Here is a 16,789-nt window from a genome sequence, read left to right as displayed (position 1 = left end):
AAAATATTTCCAAATCAATCAACGAATGTACGAGTAAAGAGCAAATTTTATTTACGTCTAGTACTAGTTCTACAATCTCCTTCTAAGGAATAAGTCTGTCACAGTCTCTTGGAAAAGCACTTGCTTCGCGGATGTTTCCTAAATTTAGAAACTTCATGATGATACGTTCTAAGCCAATTCCAAATCCTCCGTGTGGTGGCATTCCATAAGCGAAGGAATCGATATAGGCTGTAAACTCACTTGGATTTAGTCCTTTCTCCTTAAAAGACTCTATCAGTTCCGTTTGACAATGAATCCTCTGTCCACCTGAAGTAATTTCACTGCCTTTATATAAAAGGTCAAAGGAATCAGTTAAAGCTGGATTTTCTTTATTTGGCATTGTATACATTGGTCTCGTAGTTCTTGGATAGTTTGTTATAAATACAAAATCGCTTCCATACTTATCTTTTATATACCTTCCAATATATTTTTCTCCTTCTGTATTTAAATCCCCTTCAGGAGAGCTCTTCTGATACTTATCCTTTAATAGCTGCTGTGCCTCCTCTAATGTCATTTTTGGTATATTATTCAATTCCGGTATTTCGACCTTTAATAAATCTAACTGGTTTAGACAATGCTCCTTTACATACTGGAAAGTATATTGAAGAACCTGCCTTTCGATCTCCATTACTTCTTCCACGTTGTCAATAAAACCGATTTCAACATCTAGGGAAATATATTCATTTAAGTGTCTAGATGAATTATGCTCTTCTGCCCTATATACAGGTGCAATTTCAAACACTCGTTCAAACCCAGCGCCCACCATCATTTGTTTATAAAATTGAGGGGATTGCGCTAAATAAGCATGCTTCTCAAAATAGTTAAAGGTAAAAACATTAGCCCCGCCTTCTGCTCCCTGTGAAACAATTTTCGGTGTAAAAATTCGCGTAAAGCCTTCGGTAGTTAGGAACTCTGTAAAACCTTTTACAAACATAGATTGAATCGTAAAAATTGCATTTATTTCCTCATGTCTTAATGATAGAACTCGGTGGTTTAATACATGATCTAATCCTACCTTTACTTGGTTCTTATTAATTTCGAATGGCAACGGGCCAGCTTCCGCTAGAATCGTTAATTCCCTTACTTGAAGCTCTACTCCATTTGCTGTTTTTTCCGTATCAACAAGAACTCCAGCCACCCGAACAACACTTTCTGTCTCTATCTTCAGTTGATTCTGCTCTTGCTCAAGGACACATTGAATCGTTCCCGTGCGATCTCTCAATAACAAGAAACCAACTTTTCCGAGCTGACGGATTTTCTTTACCCAGCCCTTTAATACTACTTCCTTTCCAACATACTGTTCGCATTCAGAGATGAGTACCCTTTTTGAAGATTCCATATCGTTGTTCCTCCTAAAATAAGTAATTTTTTTTGATTCATATCGTTATCATCATCATCATCCATGGTACTCACCTCCTTATAAGAAAAGCTCTATCTTCTTGCTCTGTATATTTGAAACAAAAAACGATAGCAGAAAACGGTCATGATGCTTATCTTGTAATTTAGAAAAAAAACAACAAAAAACCGCCCCTATAAAAGGGACGGATTATCCGCGGTACCACCCAAATTGTTCTTTAAAAAAAACCACTTGTATCATAACGGTGATGGCCGGTTACCCCTACTAATTGTTTATACAATGTTCAAAGTAACACTCACAGATGTCTTCACCAAAGGCTTTTACACAATCTTTTCAGCTGCCGACTGCTCTCTTTTGAAAAAGTTACTTAGGCTACTCCTTCTGCTCAACATGTTCGCTCCATTAAATTATGTTTTATTATAGTCCTCTATCCTTTCAATTTCAACCACTAAAAAAAGAAAATATAAATATTTCTGAATATGATTTTCCTTTTGATGCATAAAGTTTACTAATACGATCTTAAAGTTGAGGTGACTTTATTGAATACAATTATCGAAATAGTTGAAAAAGAGCAACATAGACGGATAAAGAAACTTGTTGAACATCAACAGCGAGATGGATCTTTTCGATTCCGTTTTCAAGGCAGCTTAATGACAGATGCTTTTTATATCATTACGATTAGAGCTTTAAATATCGAAACCGAAGAAGAAAACATCCGTCTTTTGACTAAAACACTGCGTACAACCCAGGAGAAAGAAGGGTATTGGAAGGCATATCGGGATGAGCCAAATGGTCATTTATCAGCAACCATTATTGCGTATACTGCCCTTCTATACTCTGGCCATTATACGAAGGACAATAAGCAGATGAAGAAGGCAAGATCATTTATTATAAAAAATGGCGGTTTAGCGAAAGCTCATTTTATGATAAAATGGATGCTTTCCGTCAATGGTTTATACCCATGGTCCCATATGATATACATTCCGATGACATTTTTATTGATGCCAACGTTCCAGCCTATTAACTTCTACCAATTTAGCGCCTATGCCCGTATTCACTTCATTCCTATGTTAATAGCATCCAATAAAAAATTTACCCTTCAGCCAAAAGCAAAGCTAGATGATTTATTTGTAAGAGATATGGCTCTTTATCCCTCTTACGAATACCTAGAAAATGAGCGGTCACCCCTTACCTTCCTGTGGAAAGAAATGAAAAGAATCGGCAAATTCCCAGCCTATCTTCACCATTTAGGGTTTCAATATGGCGAAAAATATATGCTAGATCGACTTGAAGAAGATGGAACGCTTTACAGTTATGCCAGTGCCACTTTCTTTATGATCTATGCCCTGCTTGCCCTTGGCTATAAAAAAGACTCACCTGTTATTAACAAAGCAGTTTCTGGTCTCTCCTCTCTTATTGATAAAAGAGGGGAACTCAGCCACCTTGAAAATTCTACCAGCACCGTTTGGGATACAGGGTTAATTAGCTATACATTACAACAAGCGGGCATGTCTTCAGAATCTATTCCGATAAAAAAAGCAACGAAATATCTTCTAACAAAACAACATACAAAAAAAGGTGATTGGCAGGTTCATAATCCTCGTGCAGAACCCGGCGGATGGGGATTTTCTGACATCAACACTAATAATCCAGACAATGATGATACCTCAGCTGTTCTACGTGCCTTAACCGCCGCAACTGCAAAAAATCCAACTGTTCATCAAGCTTGGCTAAAGGGCACAAACTATTTGCTTTCCATGCAAAACAGAGATGGCGGGTGGGGCGCCTTTGAAAAAAATACAGATTGGGAAATACTTAAACTCGTTCCTATTGAAAACGCCAAAGATGCAGCAGTAGATCCATCTACCGCTGACTTAACAGGAAGAGTTCTAGAATATTTAGGTAATTTTGCACATCTGCGTTATACACATCCTCATATAAAACTGGCTGTAGATTGGCTAAGCGATAATCAAGAGAAAAATGGCTCTTGGTATGGCAGATGGGGAGTCTGTTATATTTACGGTACATGGGCTGCCATTACAGGTTTAACAGCTGTTGGTATGTCTTTAAATCATCCAACAATCAAAAAGGCAGTCACTTGGCTGAAGAGAATTCAACATTCAAATGGCGGATGGGGAGAATCCTGTCAAAGCTGTGAAAAACTAACGTATGTGCCGCTACCGTTTAGCACGGAATCACAAACAGCTTGGGCTGTCGATGCTTTAATCGCAGCAGGAGAAGGAGCAAGCAGTGAAGTAAAAAGGGGCATACAATATTTATTAGAAAAAAAAGGGGAGAACCATGCCATTACTTATCCAACAGGAATCGGCTTACCTACTCAATTCTATATTTACTATCATAGCTATAATCATATTTTTCCATTACTTGCGCTATCCCATTATAGAAATGACCTCCTAAACAAGCCAGCAAATTCTTAAATTAATCTAGCGTTTTTCCGAAGCTGCTGCTCTCAATAAGCTTCGGAAAAACGCTCTTGTCTACTTCGTCCGAATATTTTCGTGGTGGTTTTTTTTCAATAAAAGAAAAAACAGCACTAATCCGATGGTAACGGCAATATGACCTAGACCCGCGATTCCCGAAATAGCAGAATCTAACCCACTTGATAAATCAAACTCAAGCACTTGCAGCGTTCCTCTAATAATCATTAGCGTAATAGTAGAAAGCACTCCAATATTGTAAAAATAAAAGAATACATCAAAGTTTTTGAGTGTATGGATTTTCATTGTATAACAGAATAGATAGACGATTAACATGATCATCATTCCTAAAGCAAACGAATGAGTATGCACCACGGAGAGCTGGGTCTCACCTGTAAAATCTCTCATTTTCGTAAATTCTCTATAGTAAACACCACTAACCAATCCTAAAATCGCATAAAAAAAGGCTATATTTAATACTTTCTTCATGTCTCTACTCCCTTTCAAACCTATTCAATCACTACCTATCATTCTAACAAAATCCCAGTCTCGATACTATGGCAGTTTTGTGGCTGTATTTCTCCAACTATGTTTTATTTTTTATCTTAAATTAGGTTAACGTCTCTTGAGTTTCCCATTTAAAAGTGCTATCCTATACAAAACATTCCAATTCATAGAAATCGATGAAGAGAAAAAGTACGTTTTGTATTCCTTTTAGCGAGCTGGGTATGGTGGAAGCCAGTAAGGAAAGCAAACCGGAAAAATCATCTCTGAGATGCAAGGCAGAACCCTAGCAGTTAGTAAGTCTTGACGGATTTCCACCGTTAAAGGGAACACGTATGATAGTACGTTGACTAAGCGCTGTTTGCTTTTGCCAAGCAGAATTTGGGTGGTAACGCGGGTTATAAATAATACACTCGTCCCTACATAGGGACGGGTGTTTTTTATTTCCGGAAAATATCTTTCTATACTGGAATGTTTACTGATTAATATGGAGGGATATGGATGGAAACACCAAAAGAAACAGACAGAGGCCGCGAAGAAAGAATTCTCGCTTTTTGGGAAGAAAAGCAAATTTTTCAAAAATCAATTGAACAGCGCGAAAATAAAGAACCCTTTGTATTTTATGAAGGACCGCCAACAGCCAATGGACTTCCACATGTCGGGCATGCGTTAGGTAGAACGATCAAGGATATCATCGCCAGATTTCAAACAATGAACGGCAAACAAGTCATTCGCAAAGCGGGATGGGATACGCACGGGCTACCAGTGGAATTAGGCGTAGAAAGGGCACTCGGTATTTCCGGAAAACAAGAAATCGAAGAGTATGGCGTGATTCCTTTTATTGAACAATGTAAAGCTAGCGTATTCTCCTATGAACAACAATGGCGCACATTTACAAAAGAACTAGGCTATTGGGTTGATATGGATGATCCTTATATGACCATGAGTAATGATTATATTGAATCTGTTTGGAATATCCTTGGTACCATTCATGAGAAGGGCTGGCTGTATAAAGGGCATCGTGTTTCTCCATATTGCCCTAGCTGTCAGACCTCCTTAAGCTCACATGAGGTGGCTCAAGGTTATAAAGATGTAAAAGATTTAAGTGCTACCGTCAAATTCAAGCTTGCTTCAAAGGAGAATGAATATGTACTAGGCTGGACAACAACTCCGTGGACATTACCAGCAAATGTTGCATTAGCAGTTCATAAAGACTTGGACTATGTAAAGGTTAAAATGGAGGACGATGTATTTATCATCGCTAAAAATAGATTACAGGCAGTATTTGGTACAGAGGGAGAAGTGATCGAACAATTAAAAGGGGAAGACTTACTCGGACTTTCCTATATAGCACCATTTTCTTACGTGCAAGTGGAGAAAGGTCATACTATTCATCATGGTGATTTCGTCACAAGTGACAGTGGAACTGGAATTGTCCATATTGCCCCAGCTTATGGCGAAGATGATTATCATCTTGTGCAAGCGAACGACCTTTCTTTTGTCCATGTGGTGGATGAAAGAGGAAGATATAAAAAAGCCATTACCCCTTTAGCAGGCACCTTTGTAAAAGATGGAAAAGCGGATGTCGAGATAATCAAAATGCTTCATCAAAAGGGACTGTTATTCCATAAAGAAAAATATGAACATTCTTACCCTCATTGCTGGCGCTGTGACACACCCCTTTTGTATTACGCAACAGAAAGCTGGTTTATCAAAACAACCGCAGCAAAGGAAATGCTGATCGCGAAAAATCAAGAGGTAAACTGGTATCCTGAGCATATAAAAGATGGCCGTTTTGGAAATTTCCTTGAGGGATTAGTCGATTGGAATATAAGCCGAAACCGCTATTGGGGAACTCCACTAAACGTATGGCAATGTACTTGCTGCCAAACAGAAATAGCTCCTAAAAGCATAGCACAGCTAAAAAAATATACGAAGAATCCTTTTGACCATTTAGAATTGCACAAACCGTATGTAGATGAACTAATCTTAACTTGTCCCTCATGCAGGGGGGAAATGCATCGAACACCAGAAGTGATCGACGTATGGTTTGATAGTGGCTCCATGCCATTTGCCCAATATCATACACCATTTGAGAATAGCGGCATATTTCAACAGCAGTTCCCTGCAGATGTAGTTGTGGAAGGAATCGATCAAACAAGAGGATGGTTTTATTCGCTGTTAGCTGTTTCCGTCCTTTATTCCGGCAAAGCACCATATAAAAATGTGGTAGCAACAGGGCATGTACTAGATGAACAAGGACAAAAAATGTCTAAAAGCAAAGGCAATGCATTAGACCCTGTTGAGCTTATCCAAACATATGGCGCAGATGCACTACGGTGGGCGCTTGTGGCAGACAGTGCTCCATGGAATCAAAAGAGATTCTCAGAAAAAAATGTCCAAGAGGCAAAATCAAAAATTATTGATACATTTTTAAGTTTATTTCATTTCTATTCTATATACGCTGAAATAGATCATTTTGATCCGAATTTACCAAGAGCTAATAACCTCCCAATTATGGATCGCTGGATTCTTTCTCGCTTAGAAACGACTTCGATGATTGTCCAAACGGAGATGGAACAATATCAATTAACCAATGCCGCCAGAAAAATCGCTGCATTAATGGATGATATAAGTAATTGGTATATTCGCAGAAATCGCGAGCGATTTTGGAGTAGGGGAATGTCAGATGACAAACTTTCTGCTTTTCAAACCTTATATAGTGTGTTAATTCATTCATCACAGTTGTTAGCTTCCTTTATTCCCTTTACATCTGAAAGTATTCATCTTGCCTTAACAGGGAAAAGCGTTCATTTAACTAACTTTCCTTCCAAAAACTCTGAAAGGGTGAATAAGCAATTAGAAGAACAAATGGAGAAAGTAAAAGAAGTGGTTGAGCTTGGAAGAAGTCTTCGTCATCGGTTTCAAATAAAAACCAAACAACCTTTGGCTACATTATTGATTTTCTCGAACAATAGTAACCAGAATACTGATTTTTTACAGTTTGAATCTATCATAAAAGAAGAACTAAATGTGAAAAGGATTAACTGGATAGATTCACAAGAAGATTATGTTCAATATTCTTTAAAGCTTGATTTTAAAAAGGCAGGGCCAAAACTAGGAAAAAGTGTTAAATTTATAAAAGATAAATTACAAGCTGCAACAGAAGAAGAGATAAATTTATTTAGAAATAAAGGATATTTAACTTTCCAACTAGAAAGTAAAGAATGTATTACCTTAACAGGGGAAGAAATACTTCTCCAAAGAAAGACAAATCTACCGGGATATCATGAGGCCTCCTCTAAGAATTTCACCGTAATGCTTGATACAACCATATCAGAAGCATTAAAAAGGGAAGGGAACATCAGAGAACTCATTCGTTCCGTCCAAGATTTGCGGAAAGAAAAGAACTTGCCAGTCGATAAGAAAATTGATTTATATATCGACTGTTCAATCACTTTCCAACACACGATCATGGAATATCATTCTCTTATTCATAAAGGAGTTATTCTCCAGGAGCTTCTTTTCGAAAGAATAACAGAAATGAAAGAACTTCAAATAGACGGCGAAAAAGTATCCATTGGCTTGAAATAACCATTCAAAAAGGCTGTCTCACATATGGTGCACAACCTATCTGAGACACGTTTTTTCTTTGTAAGGATGTGTTTTTCAAAAAGAAATTAGCCGTAATCGGTTCTATTTTTTTCATATTAGATTATACTATTGGGCAGGGGTGAAAAAAATGTACAAACTATTATCGCATAATGACCTAGATGGAGTTGGCTGCGGCATTATTGCAAAACTCGCATTCGGAGAAGACGTAGAGGTGCGTTATAATTCCGTATCTTTTCTCAACCAAGAAGTAGAAAAGTTCTTAGATCAAAAAACGGAAGACACTTTTCTCTTTATTACCGATCTTTCTGTCAATGAAGAAAATACGATTCGATTAGATGACTATTATAAAAAAGGTGGCAAGGTACAACTGATCGACCATCATAAAACAGCTCTTCATTTAAATGATTTTGAATGGGGATTTGTGTCTGTTCAAGATGAGGATGGAACCTTGACTAGTGCCACGTCTTTATTATATGAATACCTTGTAAAACATGAATACATGACTCCCTCTCCAGCAATATCAGAATTCGTGGAGTTGGTAAGACAATATGATACATGGGATTGGGAAAGAAACAATAATTTAGAAGCACAACGTTTAAATGCACTTTTCTATCTTATTTCATTTGATGAATTTGTGGAAAAAATGGTTACACGATTAAAGGAAAGTGATCATTTCTACTTTGATGAGCTAGAAACACAGATTCTAGATATGGAAGAAAAGAAAATTGACCGTTACATCCGTCGGAAACGTCGTGAACTTGTCCAAAAGGAAATAGACGGTTTGTATGCAGGCGTTGTCTATGCAGAGCAATACCATTCTGAATTGGGGAATGAGCTTGGCAAGGAATATCCTCATTTAGATTACATAGCAATTGTTAATATTGGTGGAAAAAAACTTGGATTCCGCACAATTCATGATCATGTAGATGTATCAAAAGTGGCGGGCGTATACGGCGGGGGAGGTCATGTAAAGGCATCCGGCTGCAACTTAACCGATAAAGCTTACCAAAATTATTGCCTTGATACTTTTGCATTAGAACCTTTAAGAGAAGATCCGAAAAAGAATGAATACAATAAAAAAGATTCTCCGCTTGGGACTTTATTTGAAAACAAACAAGATGAGGTATTCTTCCTTTATCAAGTGAGCAAAAACCAGTGGGCAATTAACCATAAAAAAACAAAGCTTCCACAAACCTTCTCTACCTTCCTACAAGGAGAAATCTTCCTGCGCCGAAATTATGGCGTATGGCTTGCAAGAGATGATAAATACATTCGCTACGTAATGGACTTTGTTAAACATAAATAATATTGCCAAAAAACCATTTTGAATAAAGATTGTTCAAAATGGTTTTTCTATTAATAACTTTGTTAGATTTTTTATAATAAAGTTTGATTATTCCTAGACTTCTTATTCAACTAACGCCCCCTATTGTTTAAGTATAACTTTTCACAAACTAGTCCATTTTGTACTTCATATAGAAAAAATATCTTTTGTTTGTCCATAACCAATAGTACTATTTCCTCCAATTTGGACCCAAATAAAAAGAACTTTAGATAAATCCAGTTCTTTTTATTTGGCGGTATTTAACAGCATCTTTATTAATTTTTAGAATTTAAACAAGGTATTAAAATTTTATAATTGTTCTTCCTAAATGCTGTCCATTTTTAATTTTTTCAATTGTTTGTGGTATTTCGCTTAGTGTAATTTCATCTATTAGAGTAGTTTTAGAAATATTCCATTCGTCTGCGATTTTCCCCCAGATATACCCACGGTCATTAATTGGTACATTTACTGAATCAATACCTAAAAGGTTAATTCCTCTAAGTATAAACGGCAACACAGTTGATGTTAATTTTATCCCACCTGCATTACCACACATACTCATACTTCCACCATAAGAGATTTGAGGAATTAATACAGAAGCAACCTCCCCACCAACAGTATCTAAAACAAAGTCAAACTTTTGTTTATTAAGGGGCTTATTTTGTTCTCCTAACTCACTTGCAAAAATGACATTAGTTGCACCTAAAGATTTCGCTACGTCTGTTTGACTCTCTTTTCGAATCAATGCTGAGATATTTTTGTAACCAATTTTAGATAAAATTTGGATAGCAATACTACCTACTCCCCCAGTTGAACCAGTGACTAATATTTTTGGATTATTATTTTTATCCATACCTTTCTCTTCTAAAGCAAAGATGGATAGTGCAGCAGTAAATCCTGCTGTTCCAAAGACCATTGCATCTTTAAGAGTTAAGTTTTCTGGTAAAGGAACAATCCACTCTGCTGGAACTCTTGCATATTCTGCAAACCCTCCAGTATGGCTCATTCCCATATCAAAACCTGTAATAACAACTTTCTGTCCTTCTGTAAAACGATTATCAAGGGTATGAACTATAGTTCCACTTAAGTCAATTCCAGGAATCATTGGATACTTCCGGATAACACCACCATTTTTTTGGACTGCCAACATATCCTTATAGTTTATTGAAGAATATGCCAACTTAATAAGAACTTCACCGTCTGAAAGACTATCGAAATCAACATTTTCTAAACCGTAAATTACTTGGTCTTGGTTTTCTTTTACAACAATCGCCTTAAATGTACTCATAATCCACTACTCCTTTTCGAAACAAAATATTTCTGCACTGAAAGTATTTCGTAACAAAACTTAACATGTTATTATAGTTATTGTCAAATGGAGGAGATAACATGGAATTAAATAATTGTATGAACTTCTTACTTAGTGTAAGTCAGAATAAAGTTTTTAAATATTTTAGCAAGCTTTTGGAGGAATACGGAGTTACACCAGCTCAATATGGTGTGCTAAATTGTTTATGGAAAGAAGGGCAGTTATCGCCTAAACAGATTGGAGAAATGGTATATTTGGAAGCACCTACCGTATCTGGAATTTTAGATAAAATGCAAAAGGCTGGTTTGATAGAACGTTCGGTAGATCCAAATAATCGTAGGAATGTTTTAGTAACGGTTACTTCAAAATCTAACAGTATTAAAGAAAATATTGAATCTGCAACCATCAACTTGAATACTATGGTTCTTCAAAATTTGTCAGATGACGAACAAAATGTATTAAAAAAGGCTTTAGAAACCATTATAAAATCCGATTTTTAATTCCCATAATGATAACCTCTTACCAAGGATATAAAAAAATACCGTCTATCTCTTTGGACGGTATTTTTTATGGACTTGAATATTTTTTATTTCACTATACTGCCCCGTTTCTTCCATAACTATAGAATAAACAAGTTAACATAATCAAATAATTATAGATTCTCTTAATTACCTACATTTACTGAAAAAACTCTATCCTAATTTACCTTTAGATATTAAATGTCTTTTAATCAAACTTTGCTTTAAATAATCAGTCTTTATTTTAAAACACCATTTCCTTTTAAAAATCAATCATTGCTCCTCTTTCATCAAATACAGAATCAGGATTCCAAGCAACTTCCCAGAGATTGTTTTCTGGATCGGCAAAATAAGCTGTTCTTCCGCCCCAAAAGGCATCGCTTGCTTCTCTTATAATCTTTCCGCCTGCCTCTTTGACTTTTTCCATTACTGTGTCTACATCCTCAGGGGTATTTACATTAATAGCAAAGGTAACCCCTCGATAACCCTCCATGGGATTTTGCAGTTCTACTCCTGCGTCCTTCGCTAATTCCTCTAACGGAAACAATGTTAGCAAAACACCAGCTGTCTTAAAAATAGCATATTGATCAGAGCTTGATTCCTTTTCCAGCCAGCCAATCCGCTGGTAAAACCTTCGCAATTCTGGTAACCGTAATGCTCCTAATGTAAGCAATGAAACTCTTTGTGGTACCATTTCTAACCCCTCCACATATTATTTTCTCCTCTTCATTCGATTTTCCTTTAGAAAAACCCTCTTATATTGATTTTTTTTGTCATAAAAAAAGAAAAATAGAAGAACTGCTAGCTAAGCAATCTCTATTTTCCTTCCTCTATCTCAAAACACACGGAGAATTTTGTACCACTCTCACTTGTATGCACTTTTATTCTTGCCATATGACGCTCAGCAATTCGATAACAAACAGCCAGTCCTAGCCCTGTCCCATTATCCTTTGTTGTAAAGAAGGGGGTTCCTAGCTTTTTTAATATTTCTTCATCGATTCCATTGCCGCTATCAATAATTTCCAACACAATATACTTTCCTTTACAGAATGTTTTTATCGTGAGAATTCCGTCTGGCTCCATAGCCTCTAAACCGTTTAGAGCAAGGTTTAATAAAAGCTGCCTTATCTCTTTCTCATCCAAAAATAGTTCTGGACATTCCTCTAATTGAAGGTTCACCTTCTTACCTGTCAATAAAGCTTCTGCATTAATTAAAGGAAAAATAATTTCAATAATTCTATTTAACGAATATAATCGTTTATCGCTCGTCTTATTTTTAGCTAATGTTAGAAATTCTTTGATGATTTTATTCGCTCGATCTAACTCGTCAATCATGAGTTCCATATGCTCTAGTGATAGGTTAGAGGGATTTGATTTTCCAATTTGTAGGAATCCATGAACGGTTGTCATCGGATTACGAATTTCATGGGCAATTCCAGCTGCCATTTCGCCAACTAGATTTAATTGATCAAGTCTAGCCATTTCTTTTTCAAATGCTAATCGTTCTGTTATGTCATTTAATACAATTAACACACAATTCTTCTTTTCGATCGTTATAATTTCAGTGGATAGTAATCCTTGTTTCTGCTCTCCATTTTTCAGCATGAAATTGACTCTTTGATTTTTAAAAGGAGTGAGCCATTCTTCTTCCTGGAAACTCTCTTCTATTCCATTAATTTCTTTCGCTATTTCCCATTGATAACTATCATCCTTCAATTCCTCGATTGTATAACCCGTGCTTGTTACCCAGTTATTATTTACAGCAATAAAACTAGGATTTTGTAATGTGCGGATTGCCATCATACATGGACTCGCCTCAAATATTTGTCGAAAGCGTCCTTCTGAAAGCATTAAATCATCTGTTACCTTAGATTTTTCTTCTCTTTCCCTATGTAGTTGATGATTCATGAATAATAACTCCAGCGTTCTTTCTTCAACAGCATGCTCTAAGCGATCAAGTTGCTGCTTTCTTAATAATTCCACTTCTTTTCTTTCAGAAATATCACGAATCGTACAAACAAATAACTGATAATCCTCTACCATTGCATCTCCAATGTAAATATCCACTGGAAATACAGTATGATTCTTCCGCTTCGCCTTCGCTTCTATCATTCTTCCGACTAACTTAGGAACCATCATCTCAAATGTAATAGGTGTTTCTCCAGATATTTCTGACTCAGCAGAATGTAAGAGTACTTCAATCGAAGCTCCTATAAGCTCTCCTTCTACATAGCCAAACATTCTTTTCACACTTGGGTTGACACTAATTATTATTCCTTCTTCGTCAAAGGTAACAATTGTGTCTTGTAACGCCTTCTGTAACACCGAAGAGAAGACGGCATTTTTGGTTAAATCCATTTTCGTTATTCTTAATTCCTTATTCATTTTCTCCAATTCTGACGTTGTTTGCCAATTCATTTCGTGGAGGCTTGTCGTATGACTTTCAAAAATTTGCACAAACTGGGCCACTTTACTTCTTAGTGCATCTGGATTAAATGGTTTAACAATATAATCAATCGCCCCTGCTTGATAGCCTTGTGTAATATGATGAATATCTTGACTGATGGCAGTAATAAAAATAATGGGAATATGTCGTGATTTTTTTCGTTCTTTTATTAATTTTGCTGTTTCAAACCCATTTAAGCCTGGCATTTGAACATCGAGTAGAATTACGGCAAAGTCATATTTCAAAATGCATTTTAAAGCTTCTTCACCGGATTTAGCAAAAACCAAATGATACCGAGGAGAATTTAATACTGCTTCTAAGGCCATCAGATTTTCTTGTAAATCATCTACCATTAAAATATAGATTGGTTCTGATACGGAAGAAGATAGATTTTTCTTTTGTTCTATAGATTGAGCTGAATACTGCATAAATTTATAAAGCCTCCTATCTATTAACAAGCCATTTACCAATGTTACCCAGATACTAGTATCGCTTTATTATTCTTTATAAAGCCATACTTGAATAAGCGAATATAATTGCTCTAAATTTACTGGTTTACTAATATAATCAGATGCTCCAGCTTCCATGCACTGTTCTCGATTATGTTTCATCGCCTTTGCTGTTAAGGCGATAATTGGCAGCGTTTTAAATTTATCTTTTTTCCGTATGATGGAAATAGCCTCTAAACCACTCATTTCTGGCATCATAATATCCATCAACACAAGATCAATATCCACGTTTTCCTCTAGAAGGCTAATCCCATCCTTCGCATTCTCTGCATAAAGAATTTCAATATTGTACTCTTCCAATGCTGCATGGATGGAAAAAATATTCCGTATATCATCATCTATAATTAGAACTTTCTTCCCTATTAAATTAGCACTCTTATTTAGTTCCGTAGTATCGATTAACTCATTATTTGTTACTGCAATTTGTCGATAACTTTCTTCAATAGGTGATTGTTCGACAGCTCCTTTTTGCTTTTGGCGCTTTACAGGCAAATAGAGAGAAAATGAACTACCCATTCCTTCGATACTTGTTGCTACCAATTCTCCCCCAAGTAAGCGGGAAATCTCTTTACAGATAGATAACCCAAGACCCGTTCCCCCATATTTTCTGCTGATGGTTCCATCTGCTTGCTTAAATGGTTCAAATATAATATTCATTTTATCCTTAGGAATCCCAATCCCTGTATCCTTCACAGTGAAGGATACGATAGATTCATCCGCGATGGCAAACCTGGACTTGGCTGTCTCCTCCATCCGAATAATCAGCTCCACACTTCCCTTTTCTGTGAATTTAAAAGCATTGGACAATAAATTTTTTAATACTTGATTTAAACGATGTGTGTCTGTCTCTATAAAAGCAGGCACCTCTTTATCAATTTTCACACAAAAATCAAGTTTCTTTTGATTAGCGATAGGAGAAAACTGGCTTTTCAAGCAGTTTTGTATCCCTTCCATTTTTACTGGTTCCTCTATTATTTCCATCATCCCAGTCTCAATCTTCTCCAAATCTAATATCTCGTTTATTAATCTTAGTAATTCATTACCAGAGTAATAGATAGTCTGCAAATACTGGATTTGTTTTGTAGTTAAATTCTCATTTTCCTTTTCAACGAGCATTTGCGACAGGATTAGCATACTATTTAAAGGCGTTCTAAGCTCATGAGACATATTCGCCAAAAACTCCGATTTATACTGAGAGTTATAGATTAACTGCTGAGCCTTTTCCTCTAATTTCTTTCCTATCTTTTCTAGCTCTGCATTCTTTTCTTCTGACACTCTGTATTGTGCCTGTAATTCTTCATTAATAGCCATTAATTCCTGCTGTTGAGCTTGTAGTTCCTCCGATTGGCTTTGCAGCTCCTCCGTCAAACGCTGCTCATCCTCTAGCAATCTCTTTACTTCTAGTCGATTAAAAATACCATGAATAGATATACCTAAGTATTCTCCCACTTCTTTAAGTAAACTTTGCTGCACCGGTCGGAAATATTGCAAAGAGGCTAATTCTACAATCGCTAATACTTCTCCTTCATAGGAAATGGGCTGAATAAGCACCTGCTTTGGTTCTGCCTCTCCTGAACCAGATTTAATCTTTATGTATCCATTGGGAATATCAATAAGACTGATGCTTTTATTCTCCTTTGCAGCTTGTCCCACTAAACCTTCACCAAGCTGAATGATAGATTGTCTGTCTTCATTATCAAAAGCATAATTTGCTATTTCCTTGAGGCAGCGGGCATTACCCTTCTCGCTTAACAGATAAAAAACACCATATTGTGCACCTACAGCAGGAGTTATTTGACTAATGAAGTAATCAGCAAGAGATTCCATCGTTTCTACCATTGAAAAACTAGTTGTTATTTCTGCCAATCGTGAGTCAAGCCAACTTTGCTCTTCTGCCTGGGCACGGCTTTCAATTTCATCTCGAGAATACTTTTCCAAAGTTGTTACCATTTCATTAAAGGCACGAGCAATTTCTCCTATTTCATCCTTCGAATTAATCTCCAGCCTTGGAAACTTTATTCCTCTTTTAAAGGAAACACCGGACATCACTGTCGTAACTTTATGTAGATTTTTCGTTAATCCCCTTATTAAATAAATGGCCAATGTAATGCTGCATATTACTCCGACTATAATATAGGCATAAGTCATTAATACGACAATATCATATGTTTTTTTTGAATCTTCTAGTTCTTCTTGCATCTCTTTAATCTGGGCACTATAAAGCGAACTCGCGATTTGTAATAATCTATTTTTTTCATCACTTTCTCTTGCCCAAAAATTGGTATTCATTTTTTTATTTTTGGCTTCTACTATTTGTTGGCCCTTTTCTTCAAAGGGTTGATATAATGTCGAAAATTTTATTAATAAATCCTGCGTTTCATCCCTTTTATCATTCTCGGTTAAGAAATTATACGCTTTGTTTATTTCTTTTCTTGTTTCTTCCATTTGGCTCATGGTTATTTCATTGAGTGTTTTAGAGGATTGAGAGGATAATTCATATATTTGTCTGCTTAAGTTAGTTACTTCATTCTTTAACGTATAGGCTGCATTAATTCTTTCTGTTTTATCATGTGCAAGAACATGCATTTTGTCATTTTGCTGTCGAAGCATACTCATAAGTACAATAATTAAAATCGTAATGAACACAAAAATAATGCCTAAACCAACATAAAGCTTTGTACTAAATCTCATGTATCCTCCTATCAATCTACCAGTTTAAAAGCATAAAAT

General features: G+C 36.2%; 10 protein-coding genes and 2 other annotated features. Of the genes, 4 read left to right on the top strand and 6 right to left on the bottom strand.

What is annotated here, in order from left to right:
* Positions 1–82: 82 nt before the first annotated feature.
* Positions 83–1,378, bottom strand: coding sequence for an aspartate--tRNA(Asn) ligase (gene aspS / locus NX902_RS01615; RefSeq protein WP_163185734.1), 1,296 nt, complete (start codon positions 1,376–1,378; stop codon positions 83–85).
* Between the two features lie 195 nt (positions 1,379–1,573).
* Positions 1,574–1,794, bottom strand: a binding site (T-box leader).
* Positions 1,795–1,935: 141 nt separating this feature from the next.
* Between aspS and shc the strand changes: the two genes are divergently transcribed.
* Positions 1,936–3,834, top strand: a complete 1,899-nt coding sequence (gene shc, locus NX902_RS01610; RefSeq protein ID WP_341160515.1) for a squalene--hopene cyclase — start codon at positions 1,936–1,938, stop codon at positions 3,832–3,834.
* Between the two features lie 60 nt (positions 3,835–3,894).
* On the opposite strand, the gene NX902_RS01605 is transcribed toward shc, so the two are convergent.
* A complete protein-coding gene (locus NX902_RS01605) occupies positions 3,895–4,323 on the bottom strand; it encodes a DUF2871 domain-containing protein (RefSeq protein WP_047944678.1) in 429 nt (142 codons plus the stop codon).
* Between the two features lie 185 nt (positions 4,324–4,508).
* Positions 4,509–4,762, top strand: a binding site (T-box leader).
* A 77-nt stretch (positions 4,763–4,839) separates the two neighbouring features.
* On the opposite strand from NX902_RS01605, the gene ileS reads away from it, so the two are divergent.
* Entirely contained in the window at positions 4,840–7,932 is a 3,093-nt protein-coding gene (gene ileS / locus NX902_RS01600; protein WP_163185740.1) for an isoleucine--tRNA ligase, read from the top strand.
* A 148-nt stretch (positions 7,933–8,080) separates the two neighbouring features.
* Positions 8,081–9,259 carry a DHH family phosphoesterase gene (locus NX902_RS01595; RefSeq protein ID WP_123260088.1) on the top strand — a complete coding sequence of 393 codons (1,179 nt, stop codon included), beginning with the start codon at positions 8,081–8,083 and terminating at the stop codon, positions 9,257–9,259.
* A gap of 319 nt (positions 9,260–9,578) precedes the next feature.
* On the opposite strand, the gene NX902_RS01590 is transcribed toward NX902_RS01595, so the two are convergent.
* A complete protein-coding gene (locus tag NX902_RS01590; RefSeq protein WP_171509224.1) occupies positions 9,579–10,565 on the bottom strand; it encodes a YhdH/YhfP family quinone oxidoreductase in 987 nt (328 codons plus the stop codon).
* Between the two features lie 101 nt (positions 10,566–10,666).
* On the opposite strand from NX902_RS01590, the gene NX902_RS01585 reads away from it, so the two are divergent.
* Positions 10,667–11,086 (top strand): MarR family winged helix-turn-helix transcriptional regulator, encoded by a 420-nt coding sequence (locus tag NX902_RS01585; RefSeq protein WP_171509223.1) that lies wholly within the window; start codon positions 10,667–10,669, stop codon positions 11,084–11,086.
* Between the two features lie 280 nt (positions 11,087–11,366).
* On the opposite strand, the gene NX902_RS01580 is transcribed toward NX902_RS01585, so the two are convergent.
* The 3 genes from NX902_RS01580 to NX902_RS01570 form a co-directional block, all read right to left on the bottom strand.
* Positions 11,367–11,798 (bottom strand): VOC family protein, encoded by a 432-nt coding sequence (locus NX902_RS01580; RefSeq protein WP_095331288.1) that lies wholly within the window; start codon positions 11,796–11,798, stop codon positions 11,367–11,369.
* 122 nt (positions 11,799–11,920) lie between these two features.
* The gene (locus NX902_RS01575) at positions 11,921–13,978 is read right to left on the bottom strand and encodes a response regulator (protein ID WP_341160514.1); all 2,058 of its coding nucleotides are present in this window, start codon (positions 13,976–13,978) and stop codon (positions 11,921–11,923) included.
* Positions 13,979–14,047: 69 nt separating this feature from the next.
* The gene (locus NX902_RS01570; protein ID WP_172859865.1) at positions 14,048–16,750 is read right to left on the bottom strand and encodes a response regulator; all 2,703 of its coding nucleotides are present in this window, start codon (positions 16,748–16,750) and stop codon (positions 14,048–14,050) included.
* Between the last annotated feature and the right edge of the window lie 39 nt (positions 16,751–16,789).

Source organism: Niallia sp. FSL W8-0954, assembly GCF_038005605.1.
GTDB lineage: Bacteria > Bacillota > Bacilli > Bacillales > Cytobacillaceae > Niallia > Niallia circulans_A.
Note: the sequence above shows the minus strand (reverse complement) of the source record. Positions and strands in the feature narration are given on the sequence as shown.